Source organism: Bradyrhizobium sp. I71, from assembly GCF_022354745.1.
GTDB lineage: Bacteria > Pseudomonadota > Alphaproteobacteria > Rhizobiales > Xanthobacteraceae > Bradyrhizobium > Bradyrhizobium liaoningense.
Genome location: NZ_CP059398.1, coordinates 5,412,296 through 5,438,266, shown reverse-complemented (window position 1 = coordinate 5,438,266; position 25,971 = coordinate 5,412,296). Strand labels below are relative to the sequence as shown.

Below are 25,971 nucleotides of genomic sequence, written 5' to 3'. Positions count from 1 at the left end.
GTCGCGGAGGTCGCTTCTGCTTGCAGCTTTTCGTCCCAGACGAACGGGCGTCTCGTCTACCGGCCTGTTCTCATGTTCCAGCAGCGACCACTCCGTGGGGCAGCTCGTACGGGAGAAGTCTGACGCGCCAAGCCATGCCCGCGCAACAGGCCGCCCCTGCCCCGCCAAATCGGCCGTGGACCCGCCCCGAAGATCGTTGCTAAAAGGCGCCCACGAGGCGCTGGCGGCCGGTCTGCCAAGCCTCTGGAAAACGTCGACTTTTGGAAGAATGGTCGGAGTGGCAGGATTCGAACCTGCGACCCCTGCGTCCCGAACGCAGTGCTCTACCGGGCTGAGCCACACTCCGACAAGAAGGCGGCTTATAGCGTCGGGTTTGACGCACTGCAAGCGGCCGAGCCGAGGAATTTTGCCCTAGTGAAAACGGGACTTGAAACGCTGATTTTACCGGCCGGCGAGGCCGGCGCGGAAGCTGCCGCCAGGGCCTTGGCCGCCGGCGGGCTGGTCGCGTTTCCGACCGAGACGGTCTACGGACTTGGGGCGGACGCTGCCAATGCCACGGCGATCGCCCATCTCTATGCCGCCAAGGGGCGGCCGGCGTTCAATCCGCTGATCGCGCATGTCGCCGATATCGCGGCCGCGCTGCGGATCGGGCGGTTCGACGCCCGCGCGCTGAAGCTCGCGGAGGCGTTCTGGCCGGGGCCGCTGACGCTGGTGGTGCCGAAGACGGAAGGCTGCCCGGTGGCGGATCTTGCCACCGCGGGTCTCGATACCGTCGCGATCCGCATCCCCGCCCACAAGGTGGCGCAGGCGATCCTGCGCGCGTTCGGCGGCGCCGTGGTGGCGCCGTCGGCCAACATCTCCGGCCACGTCTCGCCGACGCTGGCCGCCCATGTCGAGAGCGACCTCGCGGGGCGGATCGACCTGATCGTCGACGGCGGGCCTGTTACGGTCGGGGTCGAATCGACCATCGTCGGCTGCTTCGAGATGCCGATGCTGCTCCGCCCCGGCGGACTGTCACGCGAGCGGATCGAGGCGGTGCTGGGCGCGCCGCTGGCGCGGCCGCCGATGCAGGCCGAAAGCGATGACAGCCAGCCGCTGGCCCCGGGCATGCTGGCCTCGCACTACGCGCCGCGCGCCCATGTGCGGCTCAATGCGCGCGACGTCGCGCCGGGCGAAGCGCTGCTGGCGTTCGGCCCCGCGCGGCTGCCGGGCGTCGATGCTGCTGCGGCCGTCATGAATCTGTCGCCCACGGGCGATCTCGATGAAGCCGCCGCCAATCTGTTCGGCTATCTTCGTAGCCTCGATGCCCGGGCGCCACGCGCGATCGCGGTGATGGCGATCCCCGAACAAGGACTTGGCGAAGCCATCAATGACCGGCTGCGCCGGGCTGCGGTTGCCAGATAAGAAGCTTGAGAAGAGACACGAGAATGAACGTCGATCAATCCGCCACCCCGCCGCTTGCGCCCGAGCTGATCGCCCAATTCCGCAAGATCGTCGGCGACCGCCACGCCATCACCGATGCGACCGACATCGAGCCTTACGTCACCGAGGAGCGCAACCTGTTCCACGGCCGCTCGCCGCTGGTGCTGCGCCCGGGCTCGACCGCGGAAGTCTCGGACATCTGCAAGCTCGCCTCCGCGCACAACATCGCGCTGGTGCCGCAGGGCGGCAACACCGGGCTCGTCGGCGGGCAGACGCCGCACAATGGCGAAGTGGTGGTGTCGCTGCGCCGGCTCGACAAGATCCGCGAGGTCGACACCGCCTCCAACACCATGACCTGCGAGGCCGGCGTGGTGCTGCAGATCGCGCAAGCGAAGGCGGCGGAGGTGGACCGGCTGTTTCCGCTCTCGCTCGGCGCCGAGGGAAGCTGCACCATCGGCGGCAATCTCTCGACCAATGCCGGCGGCACCGCGGCGCTCGCCTATGGCGTTGCGCGCGAGATGGCGCTGGGCCTCGAGGTGGTGCTCGCCGACGGGCGCGTGCTCAACCTGCTGTCGAAGCTGAAGAAGGACAACACCGGCTACAATCTGCACAACCTCTTCATCGGCGCCGAAGGCACGCTCGGCATCATCACGGCGGCGACGCTGAAACTGTTCCCGAAGCCGCGGGCGGTGGAAACCGCCTTCGTCGGGCTGAAATCGCCGGCGGCGGCGCTCAAGCTGCTGACGATCGCGCAGGGCGAGGCCGCCAATGCGCTGACGAGCTTCGAGCTGCTGTCGGAGATGGCGGTGGATTTCTCGGTGCGGCACGGCATCGACGTGCGCGATCCGCTTGAGGCGAAGCATCCCTGGTACGTGCTGATGGAATTGTCCTCGCCGGGCGAGGATGCCCGCACGCCGCTGGAGACGATTCTCGCCCGCGCCATGGAGGAGGAGATCGTCGACGACGCGGTGATCGCGGCCAACCTCACCCAGCGCGGTGCGTTCTGGAAGCTGCGCGACGAGATGTCCGCGGCGCAGAAGCCTGAGGGCGGCTCGATCAAGCACGACATCTCCGTGCCCGTCGCGGCCGTGCCCGCCTTCATCGCCGAGGCCGATGCCGCGGTGGTGAAGCTGATCCCCGGCGCGCGGCCGGTGCCGTTCGGCCATCTCGGCGACGGCAATCTGCACTACAATGTCAGCCAGCCGATCGGCGCCAACACCGCGGATTTCCTGGCGCGCTGGCACGATGTGAACGCCGTGGTGTTCGAGATCGTGCTGCGCATGGGCGGCTCGATCTCGGCCGAGCATGGCATCGGCGTGCTCAAGCGCGACGAGCTGCCGGAGGTGAAGGACAAGACCGCGATCGAGCTGATGCGCTCCATCAAGGCGATGCTCGATCCGCTCGGCATCATGAATCCGGGGAAGGTGCTGTGAGCGTGCCCCCTGCTGCGCTCGCGATCAGCGCGATCGCGGATGCCGATGTCGAGAAGGTCGTCGCGCTGTGGCAGCGCTGCGGCCTGACGCGGCCCTGGAACGATCCGCAGGCCGACATCGCGCTGGCGCGGCGGCGCGACAATTCCACCGTGCTGATCGGCCGCGACAACGGCGCGATCGTCGCCACCGTGATGGTCGGCCATGACGGCCATCGCGGCTGGGTCTACTACGTCGCGGTCGATCCCGACTGCCGGAAGCGCGGCCATGGCCGTGTCATCATGGCGGCCGCGGAGGACTGGCTGCGCGCTGCCGGAATTCCAAAACTGCAGCTCCTGGTCCGCCGCGAGAATGCGCAGGCCAATGCATTCTACGGATCGCTGGGCTTCGAGCTATCCACCTCCGTGATGTTCCAGAAGTGGCTCGACGGCCGCGCGACCACGCCAAGCAACTGAGATCGAGCCATGACCATTTCCGATCGTGTCCGCATCAAGGACGTTCGCCTGCTCTCGGACAACTGGACGCCGCTGAAGAACACGACCCTCGAATACCGGCGCGCCAATGGCGAGTGGCAGACGCAGCACCGCGAGACCTATGAGCGCGACAACGCCGCCGCCGTGCTGCCCTACAACCGCGCCCGGCGCACGGTGATCCTGGTGCGCCAGTTCCGCCTGCCGGCGTTCATCCGCGGCTACGACGATCTCCTGATCGAGGCGGCCGCCGGCGTGCTGGATAACGCCGAGCCCGAGGCGCGCATCCGCGCCGAGGCCGAGGAGGAAACCGGCTATCGCCTGCACGACGTGCACAAGGTGTTCGAGGCCTTCATGAGCCCCGGCGCCATCACCGAGAAGCTGCATTTCTTCGTCGCCGAGTACGAGCCTTCGATGCGGGTCAGCGACGGCGGCGGCCTCGAGCACGAGGGCGAGGACATCGAGGTGCTGGAGCTCGGCATCGACGAGGCACTTGCGATGATCGCCGACGGCCGCATCATCGACGCCAAGGCGATCATGCTGCTGCAATACGCGGCGCTGCATCTGTTCAGGTAGGTGCATCTGTCCGCGCGTACGGTGCAGACCCTTCTCCCCTTGTGGGAGAAGGTGGCGCGAAGCGCCGGATGAGGGGTATCTGTCCACGAGCTCTCTGAGAGTTGGACTCGCAGAGCCAGACCCCTCACCCGTCTCGCCGCTCACGCGGCGAGCCACCCTCTCCCACAAGGCCCACAAGGGGAGAGGGAAAGCGCAACACTGGCCCCAGCTTGATTTGCAATTCTGTCCTGCGTCGCCCCGCCCCCCGTTGAGCAACCCCGAAACTATCTCTAGTCTGGTCCCAACCAAGAACCAGGAGACGCGCCCATGTCCGCTCCGCGCGACGACGAATTCGGCTTTGCGCCCGACTGCGACTCCCCCGTCCCCTATATGCAGCGGACGCGGGACTATTACGCGGCGATCGGCTACACCACGCCGTATCGCTGGGCGCATCACACCGCGTCGCCGTTCCAGCCGCTGAAGAAGCCGCTGGCGCAGTCGCGCGTCACCATCATCACGACGGCTGCGCCATACGATCCGGCCAAGGGCGACCAGGGGCCTGGCGCGGCGTACAATGGCAGCGCGAAATTCTACGAGGTCTATGACGGCGACACGTCGAAACAGCACGACCTTCGCATCTCGCACATCGGCTACGACCGCAAGCACACCAGCGCCACCGACAGCGGCACCTGGTTTCCGCTGCCACAGCTCTTGAAGGCCAGCGCCGCAGGACGGATCGGCGAAGTCGCTCCGCGCTTCTTCGGCGCGCCGACCAACCGCAGCCATCGCGTCACGCTCGATACCGACGCGCCGGAGATCCTGGCGCGCTGCCTCACTGATGCGGTCGACGTCGCCGTGCTGGTGCCGAACTGCCCGGTCTGTCATCAGACCACCGCTCTGGTGGCGCGGCACCTGGAGCGGAACGGCATTGCGACCGTGATCATGGGCTGCGCCAAGGACATCATCGAGCACGCGGCCGTGCCGCGCTTTCTGTTCAGCGACTTCCCGCTCGGCAATTCCGCCGGCAAGCCGCATGACCTCGCCTCGCAGGCGCAGACGCTCGAGCTGGCGCTCAAGCTGCTGGAGACCGCAAGCGGTCCGCAGACCACCATGCAGTCGCCGCTGCGCTGGAGCGAGGACGCCGCCTGGAAGCTCGACTACAACAACGTTGCGCAGCTCTCCCCTGAAGAGCTGGCGCGGCGCCGCGCCGAGTTCGACAAGCAGAAGGAGATCGCGCGCGGCAACCGCGCCGCCTGACGTCCTCCGACAACAACAAATAAAGGGGAGAGCGACGTGACGCGACCGTTCGAGGGCGTGAAGATCCTGGACTTCACGCAAGTGCTGGCCGGCCCCTATGCGAGCTACCAGCTCGCGCTGCTGGGGGCCGAAATCATCAAGGTCGAGCGGCGCGAGGGCGAGGACATGCGCCGCACGCCGCTTTCCCGTGAATGGGCCGAGCGCGGCCTGGCGCCGGCGTTCCAGGCCGTCAACGGCAACAAGCGCAGCCTGACGCTCGATCTGCAGAAGCCGGAGGCGATCGCGATCGTGACGAAGCTCGCGAGCCAGGTCGACGTCGTCATGGAGAATTTTCGCCCGGGCGTGATGGACAAGCTCGGCATCGGCTACGAGGCGCTGTCCGCGATCAATCCCAGGCTGGTCTATTGCGCGGTCTCCGGCTTCGGCCAGACCGGCCCGGACCGCCTGCGGCCCGGCTATGACGGCAAGATGCAGGCGCTGTCGGGCATCATGGCCATCACCGGCCACCCCGAAACGGGACCGACCCGCGCCGGCTTTGCCGTATGCGATGTGCTGTCGGGCGCGACGGCGGCATTCGGCGTCTCGAGCGCGCTCTACCAGCGCGACCGCACCGGCAAGGGCCAGCTCATCGACGTCTCGATGCTGGAGGCGACGCTGGCATTTCTGTCGGGCCAGGTCGCGGACTGGTCGGTCGCCGGCCATCGCCAGACACTTTCGGGCAACCAGGCGGTGAGCCGCAGGACCACGGCCAACCTGTTCAAATGCGGCGACGGCCATATCCTGCTCGCCGTCAACAACGAGAAGCAGTACCGCGCGCTGATGAGCGCGCTCGGCCGCGAGGACACGCTGAGCGACCCGCGCTTCACCGACTGGTTTTCGCGCAACGAGAACGAGCCCGCGCTCCGCGCCATCATCGAGGAGGCGCTCGCGGCAAGGCCGGCGCGCGAATGGGAGACGATTCTGGAAGATGCCGGTGCGCCCTGCGCCAGCATCTGGAAGGTCGAGGAGGTGATCGACCATCCGCAAGTGAAGGCGCGCGGAGCGATCCAGGAGCTCGACACGCCCTATGGCCGCCTTCGTTTCGCCGGCAGTGGGTTCAAGCTCGCGCATGGCGGCGGCAGGCTGGACCGGATGGCGCCGGAGCTGGGCGCGGATACGGATGCGGTGCTCGGCGAGCTGGGGTTTGATGCGGGGGAGATCGCGGAGTTGCGGGCAAGAGAGGTCGTGTAGGCCGTCACACACTCCGCTGCCGCAGCTAGAACAACGAGCCCTGCCCGTCATCTGACGAGGCAGCAGCAACCTTCCGCACCGCCTTCCTGGGCTTCACAGCCTCCGCCTCCGCTTCCATCTCCTCCACGCTGATCGGCAAGAGCAGTTGCTCGTCGTCATTGGCGACGCGGTTGACGCGGGTGGAAACGGGGTGCCAGGCGAATTCGCCGATGCGCGGAGCCTTCATCAGCGGCAGGATCGCGTCGACTTCGTCGCCTTTGATGTCGAGCCAGCGCTCGAAATCGCGCGGGCTGATGGTGACGGGAACGCGGTCATGCAGCGCGGCGAGGTCCTCACCCGCCGCCGCGGTGACGATCGCGACCGTGTCGAGCTCCTCGCCGTTCGGCCCGACCCAGGTTTCGAACACCGCGGCAAAGCCGAGCGGCTCGCCGTCGGCGCGGTGGATGAAGAACGGCTGCTTGCGGCCGCCTTCCGTCTTCCACTCGTAATAGCCATCGGCCGGAATCAGGCCGCGCCGGCGGCGAATCGCCTTCTTGAAGGCGGGCTTCTCCAGCACCGTCTCGGCGCGGGCGTTGATCAGGAGCGTGAATCCGCGGGGATCCTTGACCCAGCCCGGCAGCAGACCCCAGCGCATCAGCCGGAAATGGCGCGCGCCGTTCTCGACCAACACGACCGGAATCGGTTGTGTCGGGGCGACATTGTACCGGGGCGGGAAATTCGGCTGCTCGACATAGCCGAACAATTGCCGCAAAGCCGCGGGGGCTGAAGTTATGACGAAGCGTCCACACATGCCTGCGCGTCTATATAAGGTCCGTTCAGGTCCTTTTAACCCCGAATGCTAACACTGCGGCAGATGAGCTCAACGGCCTCCCGACCCGCGCGGACGCATGTACAGACGGGCCCCGAGGCCGAGGCCTGGGCCGAGCGCCTGCGCGTGGCCAATATCAACCCGCGGACCGGGCTTGCCACCGACTATCTCAACCATTTCAATGAAGCCGTGATGCTGCTCGAAATGGTCCCGGACATGCCGGAATGCGCCGACGACTTCCTGACCTGGACGCCGCTGTCCTATGCCGAGCATTTCACAGCGTCGAATTTCAAGGCGCGGGATTTGGCCATCGAGGCCTATGAGAAGGCCGATCCCAACGTGCGCGCCCAGTTCGACCACATCACGGACACCATGACATCGATCCTGACCGCAGTCGGCTCGGCCATGCGCGAAGTCGAGAAGGACACCACCCGCGTCCGCCTCGCCGAGCAGGCCACCCTCTGGGTCAAGCCGCTGATCGCGGCTTGCGGCGGCATCATCAATGGCGGCGCGGAAGCGGACGTCGACACCATCATGGCGAATTCGGCCGGATAGGTGGCGAGATTGGCCGCGGTCGTCCAGCCCACCCATCCCCAGCTCGCGGTCAGCGCAGCCATCTTCCGCGGCGGCAAGGTGCTGCTGGTCCGACGCGCCCGTTCGCCTGCCAGGGGGTTCTATTCGCTTCCCGGCGGCCGGGTCGAATTCGGCGAATCGCTGCATCAGGCCCTGAGCCGCGAGGTTGACGAAGAGACCGGCCTTCGTATCGAGATCATTGGCCTCGCCGGCTGGCGCGAGGTGCTGCCGGCCGCGGCCGGCGCCGGCCATTACCTGATCATGTCCTTTGCCGCCCGCTGGGCGGCCGGGGAACCGGCCTTGAACGATGAGCTCGACGATTACCGCTGGATCGCGCCGGACGCCCTGGCGAGCCTCGGCGACCTCAAGCTGACCGGCGGGCTGGAGGAGGTCATCCAGTCCGCCGCCCGGCTGATCCAGGCATAGGCGGCTCCGCCTTGCTTCCCTGGGCTCGACGGGGCATACAGCCCGCCGATGTCCACGCGATTTTTGGCCATTTTCGCCCTGATTCTCGCCTGCGCCGCCGGGTCCGCCCGGGCCCAGGACGTGGCGGCGCCGTTTGACGGCGAATTGCAGCGGCTGGCCGAGATCCTCGGCGGCCTGCACTATCTGCGCGGCATCTGCGGATCCAACGAGGGCAACAAATGGCGCAACGAGATGCAGGCGCTGATCGATGCCGAAACCCCCTCAGGGGAGCGCCGCACCCGCATGATCGCCGGTTTCAACCGCGGCTATAACGGCTTTCAGCAGACCTATCGGAGCTGCACGCCGGCCGCGACGGTGGCGATCCGCCGCTACATCGAGGAAGGCTCGAAGATCTCGCGCGACCTGACGGCACGCTACGCGAACTGACCCCTCTTCGTCATTCCGGGACGCGAGAAAACGCCTTGCGGGACCCCTGTCATCGAGTTTGTGCACAGCCGTTAACCGTTCTTAAAGATGTGGCCTAGCGGTCATTAACGACCGTGCTACACCTCTCGCACAGCGCATCGCCGTGGATCGCGCCCCAGCCCTGACCGAGTTTCATGAGCCAGCCGATTTCCTACGCCCGCGCGCCGCTGCCCGATCACGAGCAGAAACAGGCTGCCCTCAGCTATCTCAACGAGGCCTGGGCCGAGGCGCGCCATGACGGCGTCGACGGCGATTGCCTGGCGCAGGCGAGCCTGTTCGCGGCACTGGCCGAGCTGGTCGGCACCTATGGCGAGGACGCGGTGGCGAAGTTCGTCGAGGGCTTTCCCGGCCGCATTCGCAACGGCGAATTCTCGGTCGGCATCTCCAGGCAGTAAGCCTGTCGAAAATGACCCCGCCACCGGGCGGGGCCAGTCGACGGATGAATGACTCTGCGAAAAGCATCGCGAAGTCTGCCGCCTTTATCGCACGGAAGCTGTTTGCTCCCGACAAGCATTAATCTCACACTGGCCGGGAATATTCCCGGACGCATCGGGATTGCGTTCAATCCGTCTCAATCGGCAGCGACGGATCCCTCGCCCACTCGCCCATGGAGGCATCGTAGAGCGTCAGCTTGTCGTAGCCGAGCTGCGCCAGCATGAGCAGATCGATTGTCGCCGAGATGCCGCCGCCGCAATACAGGATGACATCCTTGTCTCGCGTGACGCCTTGGGCGGCGAATTTCGCTTCTGCGTCTGCGAGCGTCGTCAGGGTCCTGTCGGGATTGACGAGGGTTGCCGCCGATACGTTGACGCTGCCGGGAACGCGGCCGGGCCGGCCATAGCGGCTCGGTTCGAGGCCGGAATGAAACTGCGGTCCGAGAGCATTGACGATCACGGTCGAGGGATCGCCGATCCGCGACATCACCGTGGCCTTGTCGACGAAGCAGCCCGTGCGCGGCGTCGCCTTGAAGGTCGTCGCCGGATATCCCTTCGGTGCGCCTGTCTCGATCGGCCGCCCCTCCTCCTTCCACTTGTCGAAACCGCCGTCGAGTACAAGCGCATCGACCCCGAGCGAGCGCAGCATCCACCAGAACCGCGTCGACCACATCATCGTGCCGATGCTGTAGAGCACGATGGTCTTGGATGCGTCGGCGCCGTGGCGGCCGAAGGCGGCCTCCAACTGGGCCACACCAGGCATCATGAAGAACTGTTGCGACGAGGTGTCGGAGAATTCGCCTTGCAGGTCGAGGAAATCGGCGCCGGGGATGTGGCCGGCTGCAAAGGACTTGTTGCCTGGCACCGCGCGATAAGGCACGTCGCTGCCGGGTGGGACAGGCTCATTGTAGGTCGTGCAATCGTAGAGGCGGAGGTTGGGATCGGCGAGTATGGCGGCGAGTCGGTGGGTGGTGATGAGGGGGGATGGCTGGGACATCGGAATGCACTCCCGTTCGAGAGGAAATGTAGACCCATCCCCTCGTCATTGCGAGCGTAGCGAAGCAATCCAGGCTGCCGTCGCGGGGAGATTCTGGATTGTTTCGCTGCGCTCGCAATGACGGGTGGGGAAGCAATTCGCTCCCCGCACAGCCCCTACGCCTTCAGCGTCTCCAGAAACCGCACCGGCTCGCCCTGCGAGGCCGTCACGAGCTCGCCCTGCCACATCACGCGGCGGCCGCGGATGAAGGTGCCGACGGGCCAGCCGGTGACGCGGACACCGTCATAAGGCGTCCAGCCGGCCTTGGACGCGACCCATTTGTTGGTGATGGTCTCGCTGCGCTTCAAATCGACGATGGTGAAGTCGGCATCGTAGCCGGCGGCGATTCGCCCCTTGCACGCGATGTTGTAGAGGCGCGCGGGACCAGCGCTGGTGAGGTCGACGAATCTCGCCAGCGACAGCCGGCCGGCGTTGACGTGATCGAGCATGATCGGCACCAGCGTCTGCACGCCGGTCATGCCGGAGGGCGAGGCCGGATAGGTCTTCGACTTCTCCTCGAGCGTATGCGGGGCGTGGTCGGAGCCGAGCACGTCGATGATGCCCTGCTCGATGCCGCGCCAGATGCCGGCGCGATGATCGGCCCCGCGCACCGGCGGGTTCATCTGCGCGAGCGTGCCCAGCCGCTCGTAGCATTCGGGCGCGACCAGCGTGAGGTGATGCGGCGTCGCTTCGCAGGAGGCGACATCCTTGTGGTCGCGCAGGAACTCGATCTCTTCCTTGGTCGAGATGTGCAGCACGTGAATGCGCTTGCCCGTCTCGTGCGCGAGCTTGACCAGTCGCTGCGTCGCCATCAGCGCCGCGGTCTCGTCGCGCCAGACCGGATGCGAGCGCGCATCGCCCTCGATGCGCTGCGGTTTGCGCTCGTTGAGCCGATACTCGTCCTCGGCATGGAAGGCCGCACGACGGCGGATCACCTGGAAGATGCGGCGCAGGCTTTCGTCGTCCTCCACCAGCAGCGCACCGGTCGAGGAGCCGATGAACACCTTGACGCCGGCGCAGCCGGGTGCGCGCTCGAGCACCGGCAGGTCCTGCACGTTCTCGCGGGTGCCGCCGATGAAGAAGGCGAAATCGCAATGCATGCGGTGATTGGCCCGCTTCACCTTGTCGGTGAATTCGGCCTCCGTCACCGTCAGCGGCGCCGTGTTCGGCATTTCGAACACGGCGGTGACTCCGCCCATCACGGCGCTGCGCGAGCCGGTCTCGAGGTCTTCCTTGTGCTCCAGCCCGGGCTCGCGGAAATGCACCTGCGTGTCCATCACGCCGGGCAGGATGTGCAGGCCCTTGCAGTCGATCACCTCCGCGGCGCTGCCTTGCGACAGCGGCCCCAGCTCGGCGATGCGGCCGCCCGTGATGCCGATGTCGCGAACAGCCTCGCCGTCCTGGTTGACCACGGTGCCGCCCTTGAGGATCACATCGAAACGCTGGCTCATGGCTGAGGGCCTCTCTCGTCCCCAAGCGCAGGGCTCGAGGTCTTGTCGTTTATGCGTTGCGGGCTTACGTTCCGGAGCAACATGTCGCAAGAGATTTTCGCATGAAATCGGCGTTTCTTCCCGACCGGGGCGTGCTCAAGGTCGCGGGCGAGGATGCGCGCAACTTCCTCAACGGCCTGGTCACGACCGACGTCGACAGGCTGAAACCGGGCCTGGGGCGATTCGGCGCGCTGCTGACGCCACAGGGCAAGATCATCGTGGATTTCCTGATCACGGAGGTGCCCGCGGGTCACGGCGGCGGGTTCCTGATCGACTGCCCGAAACCGCTGGCAGATAGCCTCGCCACCAAGCTGAAATTCTACAAGCTGCGGGCCAAGGTCACGGTGGACAACCTTTCCGACGATCTCGGCGTGCTTGCGGCCTGGGACGGCCAGCCCGCCGCCCAGCCGGACCTCGCCTTCGTCGATCCGCGGAACGACGGGCTCGGCTACCGCATCCTGATCCCGGAAAATCTCAAGCAGAAGCTGTCCGACCTGATCGGTGCCCAGCTGGTCGATGCGGCCGAGTACGAGGCGCACCGCATCGCGCTCGGCGTGCCCCGCGGCGGGCTCGATTTCATGTACAGCGATGCGTTCCCGCACGAGACCAACATGGATCGTCTCGCCGGCGTCGATTTCGACAAGGGCTGCTACGTCGGCCAGGAGGTCGTCTCGCGCATGCAGCATCGCGGCACTGCACGCACGCGCAGCGTGAAGGTGCTGCTCGACGGTGCGTCACCCGAGCCGGGCACGACCATTCTTGCCGGCGACAAGCCGGTCGGCACCATCGGCTCGACCGCCGGCGGCAAGGGCATTGCCCTCGTTCGCATCGACCGCGTTGCCGAAGCGCTCGACGCGGGCCAGCCGCTCACCGCCGGTGGGCTGCCGCTCACGCTCGCTGAACCAGACGTCGTTCGAATTCCAGCCAAGCAGCCCATCGCATGAGCCGTGCCGCCCGCCTGCATCCCGACGGCCTGAAACGGTGTCCCTGGCCTGGCGAAGATCCGCTTTACGTCGCCTATCACGACACCGAATGGGGCGTGCCGGAATATGACGACCGCGCACTGTACGAGAAGCTGATGCTCGACGGCTTCCAGGCCGGCCTGTCCTGGATCACGATCCTGCGCAAACGCGACAATTTCCGCAAAGCCTTCGACGATTTCCAGCCGGAGAAGATCGCGCGCTACAACGCGAAGAAGGTCCATGCGCTGATGAACGATGCCGGCATCGTGCGCAACAAGGCCAAGATCGATGGCGCGATCCTGAGCGCGAAATCCTATCTCGACATCATGGAGAAAGGCCCGGGCTTCTCGAAGCTGCTGTGGGACTTCATGGACGGAAGGCCGCTGGTCAACCAGTTCAAGACCACCGCGAGCGTGCCCGCCTCGACGCCGCTGTCGGTGCAGATCTCCAAGGAGCTGTCCTCGCGCGGCTTCAAGTTCGTCGGCCCGACCATCGTCTATGCCTTCATGCAGGCGACCGGCATGGTCAACGATCATCTCGTCGACTGCCACTGTCACGCCGCCTGCGGCAAGACGCAGCGCAAGCCGCGCCTCAAGGCCAGATGACGGCGAAGAAGACCGCGCGCGATGCGCAGTCCCGCGCCTGGCAGCGCATGCTGTCGGGCCGGCGGCTCGATCTGCTCGATCCCTCCCCGCTCGACATCGAGATCGCCGACATCGCGCACGGCCTTGCCCGCGTCGCGCGCTGGAATGGGCAGACCATCGGCGCGCATATCTTCTCGGTCGCGCAGCATACGCTGCTGGTAGAAACCGTGCTGCGGCACGAGATGCCGCGGGCCGACCAGCGCATGCGGCTGGCAGCCCTGCTGCACGATGCGCCGGAATATGTGATCGGCGACATGATCTCGCCGTTCAAGGCCGTGCTCGACGGCCATTACAAGGCGGTCGAGAAGCGCCTCCTCGGCGCCATCCATATCCGCTTCGGCCTGCCGCCGGTGCTGCCCGACGAGATCACGCAAGCCATCAAGGCCGCCGATCGCGGCGCAGCCTACCTCGAGGCAACCGAGCTCGCCGGCTTCAGCGAGAGCGAGGCCAGGCGCCTGTTCGGCAAGGATCCCGGCCTGTCCGACAGCGTCCGGCGCGACTACATGACGCCCTGGACGGCGGCACGGGCCGAGAAGCAGTTCCTGGAGCGGTTTGGCGCCGTGTTTGCGTAGGTGCTGCAGGGTGGGCAAAGGCGAGCTGCGCCGTGCCCGCCATCCTTTCGCTTTTGCGACGGAAGCGGCGCGCACGCTTCCGCCTTCGCTCTTCGAGCTACGGCGGACATGTCGCTTTGCCCACACTCCAATGGCTGGCTATAATCGGCGCCAAAAAGGTCTCCCATGATCCACGTCTGTTCCCTCGCCGCGCTTCCCGAAACTGTCCGCATCACCGGCGCCAGCCATGTGCTGACGGTGATGGCCAATGTCGAGCAGGTGGCACGTCCGGTGTCGGTGCTGCCAGCCAACCATCTCAAGGTGTCGATGGATGACATCACCGAGGAGATGGACGGTTTCGTCGCACCATCGGAGGCGCATATCGAGCAGGTGCTGAACTTCGTGCGCGGCTGGGATCGCGGTGCACCGCTGGTGGTGCATTGCTATGCCGGCATCAGCCGCTCCACCGCCAGCGCGTTTGCAGCGGTATGCGCGCTCAATCCGAATCGCGACGAGATCGAGATCGCGCGGAAGATCCGCGCGGCCTCGCCGATCGCCTCGCCGAACCGGCGCATCGTCGGCCTCGCCGACCGCGCACTCGGGCGCAACGGCCGCATGCTGCGCGCGCTCGACGAGATGGGCCCGGGCGCGATGATGGTGGAAGGCCGCCCCTTCGTGATCGAGCTCGAATGAGAATTACGCGCCACAACGCAGGTGAGCCCCCTCTCCCGCTTGCGGGAGAGGGTTGGGGAGAGGGTGCGTCCTCATCGGGACACTCCCGGCGTGGAGGCAACCCTCTCCCGGCGCTACGCGCCGACCTCTCCCGCAGGCGGGAGAGGTTGCAGCGCCCCCGCGGAGAGACCGACTCAATCAACCAACAAGCCGTTTTCACAGCACCTGCGATCCCGGCCGCATGAGCGACACGCAGCTGACGCCGATCGAGATTGGCCTCACCGCCGCAATCGTTGCGATCGAGAACCACGAGCCGCTGATCCTGACCGCGCCAGGTGCCGACGGGCTTGCCGGCCTGCCGTTCGGCCCGTTCGACGCGGTGAGCCATCGCACCTTCGAGATCGGCCTGCGCGCCTGGGTCGAGCAGCAGGCGGGCCTGCGGCTCGGCTATGTCGAGCAGCTCTACACCTTCGGCGATCGCGGCCGCCATGCCGAGGCCGGCGACACCGGCGCGCATATGGTGTCGATCGGCTATCTCGCACTGACGCGCCCTGTGGACGGCGAGCTCGCCGCAAACGCGGCGAGCTTCGCGCCATGGTATCGCTTCTTCCCCTGGGAAGACTGGCGCGAGGAGCCGCCGGGGATCATCGCCCGCGACATCATCCCGGCGCTGACGAAGTGGGCCGAGGAGGAGACGCCGGAGACGACGCGCGCGCTGCCGCGGAAGGATCGCGTGCGGTTCTATTTCGGGCTCGACGGCGCGCCCTGGGATGAGGAACGCGTGCTCGACCGCTACGAGCTGCTGTACGAGGCCGGGCTGATCGAGGAGGCGCGGCGCGATGGCCGCCCCGCGGCATTGGCGCGCAAGACGCTTCCCCCGCTCGGGACCTCGATGCGGTTCGACCACCGCCGGATTCTCGCCACGGCCATCGCGCGGCTGCGCGCAAAGCTGAAGTATCGCCCTGTCGTCTTTGAACTTTTGCCAGCTGAATTCACACTTACCGAACTGCAGCACACGGTGGAGGCGATCTCCGGCCGGCATCTGCACAAGCAGAATTTCCGTCGCCTGGTCGAAATGGAAGCCCTGGTCGAACCGACCGGCGTCATGTCGACACAGACGGGCGGACGGCCGGCGGCGCTCTATCGCTTCCGCCGCGACGTGCTCCAGGAGCGGCCCGCGCCGGGCTTGCGCGTGCGCTCCCGGCGCTAGATCCTGATATTTGGGGTACCGGCCCCTGCCCGCCGGTTGCCTGGAGGCTTCATGTTCGACGGCCCGTTCGACGTCTTTGCGCTGATCATTGCGATCATCGCCTTCCTGATCGCGATCAAGGCGTCCAGCCAGGCCGCCGAGCTGCGCCGCCGGCTGAGCTCGCTCGAAGAGATGTTGTACGCGCAGCGGCAGGTGCAGCCGCCGCCGTTGATGCCCGCGCCGGTAGAGACTGAGGCGCCCGCAACAGCGCCGGCAGAGCCGCCGCCGCTTGCGCCCGAGCCCGAGCCTGCGCCGCCTCCGCCGGCCGCCGCAGATGTTTCGCCGCCCCCACTCGAAGCCGGCCTTGAAGCCGGCGCACCACCGCCGCTGCTCGCGCCGGCGCCCGGTTTCGAGGAGCGGCTCGGCACCCGCTGGGTGGTGTGGATCGGCGGGCTCGCGCTCGCGCTCGGCGGCTTCTTCATGGTGCGCTATTCGATCGAGGCCGGCCTCCTCGGCCCCGGCGTGCGCGTGTTCCTCGGCGGATTGTTCGCCGTCGCGCTGCTCGGCGCCGGCGAATGGACGCGGCGCAAGGAGGCCATATCGAGCATCCAGGCGCTGCCGATCGCCAACATCCCCGCGATCCTCACCGCGGCCGGCACGGCGGTGGCGTTCGCCACCATCTATGCCGCTTACGCGCTCTACGGCTTCCTCGTGCCCGCAACCGCCTTCGTGCTGCTCGGCCTCGTCGCGCTCGGCACGCTTGCCGCCGCGCTGTTGCACGGCCCGGCGCTCGCCGGCCTCGGCGTGGTCGGCGCCTTCGTGACACCGATCCTCGTCTCCAGCGGCAAGCCGGACTATTGGGCGCTTTACATCTATCTTGCGATCGTCACCGCCGCGAGCTTTGGTCTCGCCCGTATCCGGCTTTGGCGCTGGCTTGCAGTCACGACAATCGTGTTCGCCGTGCTCTGGATCTTCCCCGGTCTCGACGCCGCCGAACTGCAGGTCGCGCCGCACGCCTTCCATGTCATCGCCGGCTTCGTGCTGGCCGCGCTGCTCGTCGTCTGCGGCTTCATGTTCGGACCCGGCATCGAGGATGGCGAGATCGAGCCGGTCTCGTCGAGCGCGCTCGGCGCCTATCTGTTCGGCGCGATGCTGATTGTGCTGTCGAGCGCGCACGCCGATCTGGCGTTGATCGCCTTCACGCTGCTGGTCGCGGGAACGCTGTTCGTCGCCTGGCGTGCGCTGGCGGCCACGGGCGCCCTGGGTGCGGCCGCGGCGACCGTCTTCATCGTCTTCGCCGAATGGGCGGTGCGCGCCAATCCCGATATGCTGGTGCTGCCGGGCGGCCCCATGCCCGGCATCGGACCGACAGCGACCGACGGCGCGGTGACGCTGCACCTGGTCACGGCCGCGATCTTCGCCGCCGGCTTCGGCATCGCCGGCTTCCTGGCACAGGGCCGGTCGAATTCGGCGATCATTCCGGTGGTGTGGTCGGCGGCCGGCGTCGCGACGCCGATCGCGATCCTGGTCGCGCTCTACGCGCGTATCGCTCATCTCGACCGCTCGATCCCGTTCGCGATCCTGGCGGTGCTGCTTGCCACCGCCTTCGGCGCTGCAACCGAGGCGCTCACACGCCGCGAGACCCGGCCGGGCGTCGCGATCTCCACGGCCCTGTTCGCGACCGGCACGCTCGGCGCACTCGCGCTGGCGCTGACCTTCGCGCTGGAGAAGGGCTGGCTGACGATCGCGCTGGCGCTGATGTCGCTCGGCACGGCCTGGATCTCGATGCAGCGGCCGATTCCGTTCCTGCGCTGGCTTGCCGCGATCTTCGCGGCGCTCGTCACCGCGCGCATCGCCTACGATCCTCGCATCGTCGGCGACGCCGTCGGCACCACGCCGATTCTGAACTGGCTGCTGTGGGGCTACGGCCTGCCGGCCCTTTCGTTCTGGGCCGCGAGCGTCTTCCTGCGCCGCCGCGCCGACGATGCGCCGCTGCGCATGGTCGAGGCCGCCGCGATCCTGTTCACCGCGCTGCTCGCCTTCATGGAGATCCGGCACTTTGCGACCGGCGGCCGCATGACCGCGGCCCCCTCGCTGCTCGAATTCGCGCTGCAGGCCTGTATCACGCTGGCGATGGCGATCGGGCTGGAGCGGTTGCGGCTGCGCAGCCGCAGCATCGTGCACAATGTCGGCGCGGTGGTGCTGACCGCGATTGCCGGACTCGTCAGCGTGTTCGGTCTGTTGATCCTGGAGAATCCGCTGCTGTGGCACACCGACGTCGGCGGCGCCGTCTTCAACCTGCTGCTGCTGGGCTACGCGCTGCCGGCCGTGCTGATGCTGCTGCTGTCCTATGCGGTGGTCGGCGAGCGTGGCAAGGTCTACGCCAATACGATTGCGGGCGGCGCGCTCGTGTTCGCGCTCGCTTATGTCACGCTGGAGATCCGCCGCTTCTATCACGGGCCGATCCTGTCCACAGGACCGACCACGGGCGCCGAGCAATACACCTATTCGATCGGCTGGCTCGCTTTCGGCGTGGTGCTGCTCGGCGTCGGCATCCTCGTCAACTCGGAACGGGCGCGGCTGGCGTCTGCCGCCGTCATCGCGCTGACGATCCTCAAGGCCTTCGTCATCGACATGTCGACGCTGACGGGCGTCTACCGCGCGCTCTCGTTCATGTGCCTCGGCGTGGTGCTGGTCGCGATCGGCTGGCTGTACCAACGCATCCTGTTCCGGCGGCAGGTTACACCGCCGCCGGCCGCGCCGCAGACGGGCAGTTGAGGATCAGGCCGCGCGGACCGATTCCAGGAACTGCGCGACTTCGACCTTCAGGCGGGTGCTGTCGGTCGCCAGCGACTTCGCCGCCGACAGCACTTCGCCCGAGGCCGAGCCGGTCTCGATCGCACCGCGCTGCACGTCGGTGACGTTGGAGGAGACCTGCTGGGTGCCGAGCGCGGCCTGATGAACGTTGCGCGAAATCTCCTGCGTGGCCGCGCCCTGCTCCTCGACGGCAGCAGCGATGGCCGAGGACACCTCCGACAGCCGCTCGATGGTGCCGCCGATCTCCTGGATGGCGTTGACGGATTCCTGCGTCGCGGCCTGGATGCCCGAAACCTGCGCGCCGATTTCACCGGTCGCTTTCGCAGTCTGCTCGGCGAGTGCCTTGACCTCGGAGGCGACGACGGCAAAGCCGCGGCCGGCCTCGCCGGCGCGCGCCGCTTCGATGGTCGCGTTCAGCGCGAGGAGGTTGGTCTGGCCCGCGATGGTGTTGATGAGCTCGACAACGTCGCCGATGCGGGAGGCCGCCTGCGACAGCGCGTTGACGCGTTCGTTGGTCCGCGCCGCCTGCTCGACGGCTTCCGCAGCCATCCGCGCCGAATCCTGCACGCGGCGGCTGATCTCGGTGATGGAGGACGACAGCTCCTCTGAGGCGGACGCCACCGCCTGCACATTGGTGGAAGCTTCCTCCGAGGCGGCCGCAACGACGGTCGCGAGCTCCTGGCCGCGCTGCGCCGTGCCGCTCAGCGTGGCCGCGGAGGCCTCGAGCTCGGTCGAGGCCGATGACACGGTCTCGACGACCTCGCCGATCATGACCTCGAAATTGCGGGTGATGGCATCGACGCGGCGGCCACGCTCGATCTTGGCCTCGGCGTCGCGCGCCGCCGCCTCGTCGGCGGCCTTCTTGGCGATCAACGCGTCCTTGAAGATCTGGAGCGCATCCGCCATCGAGCCGATCTCCGTCTTCTCGCCGCGATGCGGCACCTCGGCCGAGAGGTCGCCTTCGCCGAGCGACTGCATCGGACGGATGATCGAGGCGATGCCACGAGACACGTCGCGCACGAGATAGTAGGCGGCAGCGATCGCGATCGCGACGGCTGCAACGATGATGCCGACGAGCACGCGGAAGATGGTGGCGTAGCTGTCGGCCGCCTCCTTGGTTTCAGCCTCGGCGCCGCTGTTGTTGAGCTCGATGCTCTTCAGGAGCAGGGGATCGGCCGCCTGAGCCATCTTCGCAACCTTGGTCTGCAACAGCTCGTTGGCATCTGTCGGGAAGCGGCCGGTGCTCTTGCGCGACAGCGCCATCGTCTCCTGAACGCCGTTCAGGTATTCGGCCCAGGCCTTGGTCCACTGCTCATAGATCGCGCGTTCCTGCGGCAAGGTGATCAGGCCTTCATAGACCTTGCGCGTCTTCTCGATGCGCTCGCGTAGCGGAGCCATGCGTTTCTCGGCGGCATCCTTGCCTTCGATGCTCTCCTGCATCAGGTGGAGTCGCAGGACGACGCGCAGCTCGTTGATGTCGGCGCGCATCGAGCCGAGCGCACGCACGCTCGGCAGCCAGCTCTCCGCGATCTCGACCGTATGGGCGTTGATGTTCTGCATCGTGCCGATCGCCATCACGCCGACGCCGGCAAGCGAGAGCACGAGGACCGACAGCACGGTCAGCAGCTTGAATACGATCGACAATTTCGACATCACGACAATCCCGACAGTAGCCAGCAACGCGCGAATCACCTGCGCCGCAGTCGTCGCGACGGACGACAGGGCGGAAGTCAGTTCAACAATGCTGGCTGGTTCTTGTCCCGAGAGATTGCGCCCATAATCGCAAACAGGCGTTAACAGGAACCTACGTAAAACTACGGTTCGCGCCCGTGATCGCCGTTCACTGCAACCCGTCTGTTGCAGCCGCATGGAGCAATGCGGATGCGGCTTGATGCGCGGCATCATTCGAAAAGGCCGGCGGATTCCTCCGAGGCGGACCGCGAGCGTCAGGCCGCGCGCACGGTACCCAGGAACTTTCCGACCTCCAGCTTCAGCCGGTTGCTGTCACCGGACAGCGATTGCGCCGCCGCCAACACCTGCGAGGACGCCGAGCCGGTCTCGCTCGCGCCGTGCTGCACATTGATGATGTTGGACGACACCTGATGGGTGCCCGCCGCCGCCTGCTGCACGTTGCGGGAAATCTCCTGCGTTGCGGCGCCCTGCTCTTCGACCGCGGCTGCGATGGTCGAGGAGATCTCCGACAGCCTCTCGATGGTATGGCTGATGTCCTTGATCGCGCCGACCGAATGCTCGGTGGCGGTCTGGATGCTGGCGATCTGCTGGCCGATCTCGCCGGTCGCCTTCGCGGTCTGCTCGGCAAGCGCCTTGACCTCGGAGGCGACGACGGCAAAGCCGCGGCCCGCCTCGCCGGCGCGCGCGGCCTCGATGGTTGCATTGAGCGCCAGGAGATTGGTCTGGCCGGCGATGGTGTTGATCAGTTCGACCACGTCGCCGATCCGCGCCGCGGCAGCGGAAAGCTCGCCGACGCGATCTGTGGTGGTGCGGGCCTGGTTCACCGCATCGCTCGCGACGCGAGCCGATTCCTGCACCTGCCGGCTGATCTCGGTGATCGACGACGACAGCTCTTCGGTCGCCGACGCCACCGACTGCACATTGGTGGAGGCTTCCTCGGAGGCGGCAGCAACCATGGTGGTGAGCTCCTGTCCACGCGCCGCAGTCGACGTCAGCGTCGACGCGGAAGCTTCCAGTTCGGTCGAGGCCGAGGAGACGGTATCGACGATCTCACCGATCGCGGCCTCGAAGCTGTCCGCGAGCTTGTGCATCTCGGCCTTGCGCTGCGCGGCCGCAATCTGGTCCTGCCTGATCTTGGCTTCGGCCTCCTCCCGCGCCTTCTGTTCCGACACGATCTTGAACTTTTCGACGGCCGCAGCGACGCCGCCGACCTCATCCTTGCGGCCGAGACCGGGCAGCACCACTGAGAGATCGCCGCCGGCGAGCTTGTCCATGGCAACCGTGAGCGCGCGGATCGGCCGCGCGATGGTCACGAACGACATCAGCCAGGAGCCGACGAGGACGAGCATGGCAAGTGTACCAACCAGCATCGCGAGTTGCTCGCTCGATTTCATTTGCACGGCGGCCGCGGCATTTTTCTCGTCGGATTTGTGTCTTGCGTAGTCGGCAATCTGACCGATCAGCACATCGAGCTCGCCGGCGATCGGCAGGGTAACCTCGCGTGCGATGCGAACGACGTCTTCATTGAGCTTCGCAGCACGCGCCGGCCCGTCTGCACCGTTGGCGGCCAAGGCTTCGCCGCGCACGCCCGCGATCTGCTGCGCCGCCTTTGCGTAGTTCGCGGCCAGCGATCTCAGTTTCTCCATGCGAGCGCGATTCTCGGCCTCTTGAGAAAGCTTCAGCATCTGATCGACCAGCAGGTTCGCCGATTTCTGCTGGTCGCCCAGGCTCTGGGTGGCCTTTTGAATGTCGGCCGAGCTATTGGCGAGACGAAGGTCGCGTACGGCGAGCTGCATGCCGCGAACCGCCACCTCGGCCTTAACTGCGTCGCGCGCGATCTGCTGCTGCGCAAGCGCGCTCTGGCTGCTCTCCCGGATGCTCGCATTGCCGAGCATCTGACTTGCGATCATGGCGCCAACCAGGAGGACCCCTAGTGCAGACGCAATCGCCAGCTTGGTCCCGATCTTCAGATTCTGAACAAGGCTCAACATGGGCATGTTTCCCCCGAAGGAAATGCGCAACCGAGTCATTGTCGGCCGCCCCGGGCATTGACTGCGCCGTTGCACAAAAATTGAGCGCCTCACGTTCCGATTTGGTTAACGGAATCCCTCGCAGAAATACTCACTTTCTTCGCCAAATGATTGAAGCCGAAGGGAAACGATCTCGTCATAGTTGTAAATTGCAGCTTGAGATCGGAGCTATGACGCTTTGCATCCGACGGTTTCTCCGACCAGACTGATTCGAAAGACCGGCTTCTTGCTCTCGTCGAGCAGCTCCATGCACCACTCGGCGTTCGGCTTCAGGCCGCGTGCGATGCTGCCGAGCAGATTGGCGCAGACTTCAGTCATTTCGGTCCAGGCGGCTGCACGATCCTCGAACTCGTACGGCTGGTCGGCGGCGCCGGAATAGCGACCGGTGCTGATGCGGAAGAAGTATAGCGACATCGTTGGACCCTTGATCGGGCCGCCCCCGGCCGCACGCAAACTGGGGCGCGAACAGCTACCAACGCATGAAAGCCGTCGTCCGTATGATTACGGCGCCGCGTCTTCATGTTCGATAGACGTCTTCAACGAGAAAGCGTGCAAGCCGATGGCGCGCGACCGTCTCACTGGGTCGAGCGGCGCAGCTCCAGCGGGGCTTCGGCCTTCGCGGGCTCCGACTTGATTTCCGCCTTCGCCGGCTCGAGCCGGTTGCTCTCGACACGCGGGGTCTCGACGCGCGCGGCGACCTCGGTGTTCGAGACGGCAACCGAACCGGTGTGCTCCGGCTTGTGCAGCGAGCGCGGGCGCGCTGCAGCGCGGGCCATCAGCATTTGGTTGCCGCCCTGGTGACGGAAGTCGCAATAGGCGAAGCCCATGCCCGACACCGAGCCCCGGAAGCTGCGATCGTCGGTCTTTTCCAGGTTGAAACAGGGCTCGAAGGGGATGCCCTTGATCGAGGCGCAGACGTTCTGGCCGCGGATCTGGAGCGTATTGCCGGGAAGTCGGAGATGCTTGACCGGGCCTGCTCCCGAGAACTGCACCGCACCGGCGGCGCCGAGATCGTCGAGGATGCGGCCTGCGCCGCGGGTGCCGTCGAAGCAGGTGAAGGCGAACACCTTGCCGGCTACGAAGCGGCGCGCCTCGTCGGCGTTCATGCTTCCAGCAATGGCGGGCGCAAACGTTGCTGCCGCCGTGACAGCCCCCAACACAATACGCGCAAGCATGCTCAACTCCGAACCCAACCCCCGCAGCGGGCGATGCCTCTATCTCTTTACCCGCTGCTTACCATACGAACCAAGGCAACATTGGAGCAGCTTGGTTGGTAAAGTCTAAACGCCGTTAGCCAATTTTAACCACGATGCGGCCCCGGACTTGGCCGGCAAGGATTTTCGCGCCCCACTCCGAAACCTCATCGAGCGAAATTTCCTTAGTGATTTCAGATAGTTTCTCCCGGTCCAGATCGGACGCGAGGCGTTGCCAGGCTGCCTTCCTCGGCTCAATCGTGCACATCACGGAATCGATGCCGAGAAGGCACACTCCGCGCAAAATAAACGGCGCGACCGAGGACGGCAGGTCCATGCCCGCCGCCAGGCCGCAAGCTGCAATCGCTCCGCCGTACTTCGTCATCGAGAGCAGGTTGGCGAGGGTGGTCGAGCCGACGCTGTCGACGCCGCCAGCCCAGCGCTCCTTGGCGAGGGGTTTTGCCGGTGCGGACAATTCGTTGCGGTCGATGACTTCGGCTGCTCCCAGATGTTTCAGATAGTCGGCCTCGGAGGCCCGGCCGGTTGAGGCGATGACGTGGTAGCCGAGCTTCGAGAGCACGGCGATCGCAACCGAACCGACTCCGCCGGCCGCCCCCGTCACCACCACCGGGCCGCTCTTCGGCGAGAGACCGTGCTTCTCGAGCGCCAGCACAGCGAGCATCGCAGTGAAGCCGGCGGTGCCGATCGCCATGGCGTCGCGCGCCGACAGGCCATGCGGCAAGGGGACCAGCCAGTCGCCCTTCACCCGCGCCTTCTCGGCATAGGCGCCGAGGTGGGTCTCGCCCATGCCCCATCCGGTGCAGACCACCTTGTCGCCCGCCTTCCACTGGGGATGCGAGGAGGCTTCGACGGTGCCGGCGAAGTCGATGCCGGCGATCATCGGGAAGCGGCGCACCACCGGCGCCTTGCCTGTGAGCGCAAGGCCGTCCTTGTAGTTCAGCGTCGACCACTCCACACGGACGGTAACGTCACCGTCCATCAGCTCAGCTTCGTCGAACTGCGTGAGCTGGGCGGTGGTGCCCTTGTCCGCCTTGTCGATCCGGATCGCCTTGAATGTGGCCACGACTTCACTCCCTGACTTGTTTCAGGGATTGTTTAGCCGATCAGGCAGGCTGTGCAACCGCCCGCTCGACAGGTTTCTCCACAATCGGAAGATTGATCAGCGCGGAAAGCACGCCGAACAGGATCGAGAGCCACCAGATCGGCGTGTAGGAACCGAACCGCTCGAATACGATGCCCCCTAGCCAGACACCGAGGAAGCCGCCGACCTGATGGCTGACGAAGGCGAAGCCGTAGAGCGTCGCGAGCCAGCGCGTGCCGAACATCAGCGCGACCAGTGCCGAGGTGGGCGGCACCGTCGACAGCCAGGTCAGGCCGGAGATCGCGCCAAACGCGATCGCCGAGAACGGCGTGATCGGGAACGCGATGAAGGCGAGGGTCGCAAGCGCACGGGTGAAGTAGATGGTCGAGAGGATGTAGCGCTTGGGCAGATAGTTCTGGAGATAGCCGACGCTGAGCGAACCGATGATGTTGAACAGGCCGATCGCCGCGATCACCCAGCCACCGGTTTGCGTCGAGATGCCGCTATCGACCAGAAAGGCCGGCAGATGCACGGTGATGAAGGCGAGCTGGAAGCCGCAGGTGAAGAAGCCGAGCACCAGGAGCACGTAGGAGCGGTGGCCGAAGGCCTCCGCAAGCGCCCTGGTGAAGGTCTGCTCATCCGCAGGCGCCGTGTTGGCCGTGCTTGCGACAGGCGGCGTCGACAGCGCCAGCGACAGCGGGATGATCAGCAGCATCAGGAAGCCGAACACGGAGAGCGCCTGCTGCCAGCCGAAATTATCGATCAACGCGACGCCAATCGGTGCGAACAGGAACTGCCCGAACGACCCCGCCGCCGTGCCGGCACCGAGCGCAAGGCCGCGCTTCTCGGCCGGCAACAGCTTGCTGAACGCCGACAGCACCAGATTGAACGAGCAGCCGGCAAGACCAAAGCCGATCATAACGCCGGCGCCGATGTCGAGCGAGAGCGGCGTCGAGGAGTAGCGCATCAAGATCAGGCCGCCGGCATAGAGCAGGGCGCCGACGCACATCACCCGGAACAGGCCGAAGCGATCCGCGACCGCGCCGGCGAGCGGCTGGCCCAGCCCCCACAACAGATTCTGCACGGCAATCGCGAGGCCAAACACGTCGCGGCCCCAGCTGAATTCGTGACTCATCGGCTGCACGAAGAAACCGAGCGCCGAGCGCGGACCGAAGCCGAGCATGCCGATCGCACAACCGCAGAGAATGATGACGGCCGGGGTGCGCCAGTTGGAGGAACGTGAGGCCGGAGCGAGTTCGCCGATCTGTGTCGACATGGTCTTCCTCGTCTGTCGTTGGCGAATCCGCGATCAGCAGCCGCGGGAGAGCCCGTTTAATGCATCTGCATGAAGATCCCAAGTCAAAAAGATTGCCAAGCCAAAGACGATTGCATTCCACGAGGAGCTGCCGCGGGAGCATTGCGTTTCAATGCTGACTCGCCCCACGCCGCAGCCGCGAACTGACGGGAATGTGTGCGGCAGGGCCTAGCGGCCCGTATCGGAGCATGCTATCTTCGATTTACTC

General features: G+C 66.2%; 25 protein-coding genes and 1 tRNA gene. 16 read left to right on the top strand and 10 right to left on the bottom strand.

All coding sequences use genetic code 11. The annotated features are described in order from the left end of the window. Positions 1-269 precede the first annotated feature (269 nt). Positions 270-346, bottom strand: a tRNA-Pro gene (locus FJV43_RS26170). Positions 347-414: 68 nt separating this feature from the next. Between FJV43_RS26170 and FJV43_RS26165 the strand changes: the two genes are divergently transcribed. From FJV43_RS26165 to FJV43_RS26140, 6 genes are all read left to right on the top strand, one after another. Next, the gene (locus FJV43_RS26165) at positions 415-1,404 is read left to right on the top strand and encodes an L-threonylcarbamoyladenylate synthase (RefSeq protein ID WP_239621928.1); all 990 of its coding nucleotides are present in this window, start codon (positions 415-417) and stop codon (positions 1,402-1,404) included. A gap of 23 nt (positions 1,405-1,427) precedes the next feature. Next, positions 1,428-2,855, top strand: a complete 1,428-nt coding sequence (locus FJV43_RS26160; protein WP_239621927.1) for an FAD-binding oxidoreductase — start codon at positions 1,428-1,430, stop codon at positions 2,853-2,855. Between the two features lie 2 nt (positions 2,856-2,857). Further along, positions 2,858-3,307, top strand: coding sequence for a GNAT family acetyltransferase (locus FJV43_RS26155; protein WP_239629606.1), 450 nt, complete (start codon positions 2,858-2,860; stop codon positions 3,305-3,307). 9 nt (positions 3,308-3,316) lie between these two features. Further along, entirely contained in the window at positions 3,317-3,898 is a 582-nt protein-coding gene (locus tag FJV43_RS26150; RefSeq protein ID WP_239621926.1) for an NUDIX domain-containing protein, read from the top strand. A gap of 306 nt (positions 3,899-4,204) precedes the next feature. Next, positions 4,205-5,134: a glycine reductase gene (locus FJV43_RS26145; RefSeq protein ID WP_239621925.1), complete on the top strand. Its 930-nt coding sequence runs from the start codon at positions 4,205-4,207 to the stop codon at positions 5,132-5,134. Between the two features lie 36 nt (positions 5,135-5,170). Next, the gene (locus tag FJV43_RS26140) at positions 5,171-6,364 is read left to right on the top strand and encodes a CoA transferase (protein WP_239621924.1); all 1,194 of its coding nucleotides are present in this window, start codon (positions 5,171-5,173) and stop codon (positions 6,362-6,364) included. Positions 6,365-6,389: 25 nt separating this feature from the next. Here the strand turns inward: FJV43_RS26140 and FJV43_RS26135 are convergent, their stop codons facing one another. Continuing rightward, a complete protein-coding gene (locus FJV43_RS26135) occupies positions 6,390-7,154 on the bottom strand; it encodes an SOS response-associated peptidase (RefSeq protein ID WP_239621923.1) in 765 nt (254 codons plus the stop codon). 63 nt (positions 7,155-7,217) lie between these two features. On the opposite strand from FJV43_RS26135, the gene FJV43_RS26130 reads away from it, so the two are divergent. From FJV43_RS26130 to FJV43_RS26115, 4 genes are all read left to right on the top strand, one after another. After that, positions 7,218-7,727: a hypothetical protein gene (locus FJV43_RS26130; RefSeq protein ID WP_239621922.1), complete on the top strand. Its 510-nt coding sequence runs from the start codon at positions 7,218-7,220 to the stop codon at positions 7,725-7,727. Between the two features lie 9 nt (positions 7,728-7,736). Next, positions 7,737-8,171: an NUDIX hydrolase gene (locus FJV43_RS26125; protein ID WP_239621921.1), complete on the top strand. Its 435-nt coding sequence runs from the start codon at positions 7,737-7,739 to the stop codon at positions 8,169-8,171. 48 nt (positions 8,172-8,219) lie between these two features. Then, complete coding sequence (locus FJV43_RS26120) at positions 8,220-8,597, top strand: TIGR02301 family protein (RefSeq protein ID WP_239621920.1); 378 nt, start codon at positions 8,220-8,222, stop codon at positions 8,595-8,597. A 173-nt stretch (positions 8,598-8,770) separates the two neighbouring features. Beyond that, a complete protein-coding gene (locus tag FJV43_RS26115) occupies positions 8,771-9,031 on the top strand; it encodes a hypothetical protein (protein ID WP_028176925.1) in 261 nt (86 codons plus the stop codon). A 166-nt stretch (positions 9,032-9,197) separates the two neighbouring features. Here FJV43_RS26115 and FJV43_RS26110 read toward each other — a convergent pair whose 3' ends face one another. Together FJV43_RS26110 and FJV43_RS26105 are read right to left on the bottom strand one after the other, a co-directional pair. Beyond that, on the bottom strand, positions 9,198-10,067 hold the full coding sequence (locus FJV43_RS26110) for a sulfurtransferase (protein WP_239621919.1): 870 nt from the start codon (positions 10,065-10,067) through the stop codon (positions 9,198-9,200). Between the two features lie 155 nt (positions 10,068-10,222). Beyond that, entirely contained in the window at positions 10,223-11,557 is a 1,335-nt protein-coding gene (locus FJV43_RS26105) for a dihydroorotase (RefSeq protein WP_028181848.1), read from the bottom strand. A 101-nt stretch (positions 11,558-11,658) separates the two neighbouring features. On the opposite strand from FJV43_RS26105, the gene FJV43_RS26100 reads away from it, so the two are divergent. From FJV43_RS26100 to FJV43_RS26075, 6 genes are all read left to right on the top strand, one after another. Next, complete coding sequence (locus FJV43_RS26100; RefSeq protein WP_239621918.1) at positions 11,659-12,540, top strand: folate-binding protein; 882 nt, start codon at positions 11,659-11,661, stop codon at positions 12,538-12,540. Further along, positions 12,537-13,163, top strand: a complete 627-nt coding sequence (locus tag FJV43_RS26095) for a DNA-3-methyladenine glycosylase I (RefSeq protein WP_239621917.1) — start codon at positions 12,537-12,539, stop codon at positions 13,161-13,163. The genes FJV43_RS26100 and FJV43_RS26095 overlap by 4 nt, the downstream gene beginning before the upstream one ends. After that, positions 13,160-13,774 (top strand): HD family hydrolase, encoded by a 615-nt coding sequence (locus FJV43_RS26090; RefSeq protein WP_131866349.1) that lies wholly within the window; start codon positions 13,160-13,162, stop codon positions 13,772-13,774. Before FJV43_RS26095 ends, FJV43_RS26090 begins: the two co-directional genes overlap by 4 nt. A gap of 165 nt (positions 13,775-13,939) precedes the next feature. After that, positions 13,940-14,446: a protein tyrosine phosphatase gene (locus tag FJV43_RS26085; RefSeq protein ID WP_131866347.1), complete on the top strand. Its 507-nt coding sequence runs from the start codon at positions 13,940-13,942 to the stop codon at positions 14,444-14,446. Between the two features lie 220 nt (positions 14,447-14,666). After that, positions 14,667-15,635: an NAD regulator gene (locus FJV43_RS26080; RefSeq protein ID WP_194389164.1), complete on the top strand. Its 969-nt coding sequence runs from the start codon at positions 14,667-14,669 to the stop codon at positions 15,633-15,635. A 51-nt stretch (positions 15,636-15,686) separates the two neighbouring features. Continuing rightward, positions 15,687-18,392, top strand: a complete 2,706-nt coding sequence (locus FJV43_RS26075) for a DUF2339 domain-containing protein (RefSeq protein WP_239621916.1) — start codon at positions 15,687-15,689, stop codon at positions 18,390-18,392. A 3-nt stretch (positions 18,393-18,395) separates the two neighbouring features. On the opposite strand, the gene FJV43_RS26070 is transcribed toward FJV43_RS26075, so the two are convergent. The 6 genes from FJV43_RS26070 to FJV43_RS26045 form a co-directional block, all read right to left on the bottom strand. Next, positions 18,396-20,084: a methyl-accepting chemotaxis protein gene (locus FJV43_RS26070; protein ID WP_239621915.1), complete on the bottom strand. Its 1,689-nt coding sequence runs from the start codon at positions 20,082-20,084 to the stop codon at positions 18,396-18,398. A gap of 293 nt (positions 20,085-20,377) precedes the next feature. Then, positions 20,378-22,114 (bottom strand): methyl-accepting chemotaxis protein, encoded by a 1,737-nt coding sequence (locus tag FJV43_RS26065; protein WP_239621914.1) that lies wholly within the window; start codon positions 22,112-22,114, stop codon positions 20,378-20,380. Between the two features lie 207 nt (positions 22,115-22,321). Then, entirely contained in the window at positions 22,322-22,567 is a 246-nt protein-coding gene (locus FJV43_RS26060; protein WP_239621913.1) for a hypothetical protein, read from the bottom strand. A 161-nt stretch (positions 22,568-22,728) separates the two neighbouring features. Beyond that, positions 22,729-23,328, bottom strand: coding sequence for a hypothetical protein (locus tag FJV43_RS26055; protein WP_239621912.1), 600 nt, complete (start codon positions 23,326-23,328; stop codon positions 22,729-22,731). A gap of 115 nt (positions 23,329-23,443) precedes the next feature. Beyond that, positions 23,444-24,430 (bottom strand): MDR family oxidoreductase, encoded by a 987-nt coding sequence (locus FJV43_RS26050; protein WP_239621911.1) that lies wholly within the window; start codon positions 24,428-24,430, stop codon positions 23,444-23,446. A 40-nt stretch (positions 24,431-24,470) separates the two neighbouring features. Then, complete coding sequence (locus FJV43_RS26045; RefSeq protein ID WP_194389171.1) at positions 24,471-25,724, bottom strand: MFS transporter; 1,254 nt, start codon at positions 25,722-25,724, stop codon at positions 24,471-24,473. Positions 25,725-25,971: the final 247 nt, after the last annotated feature.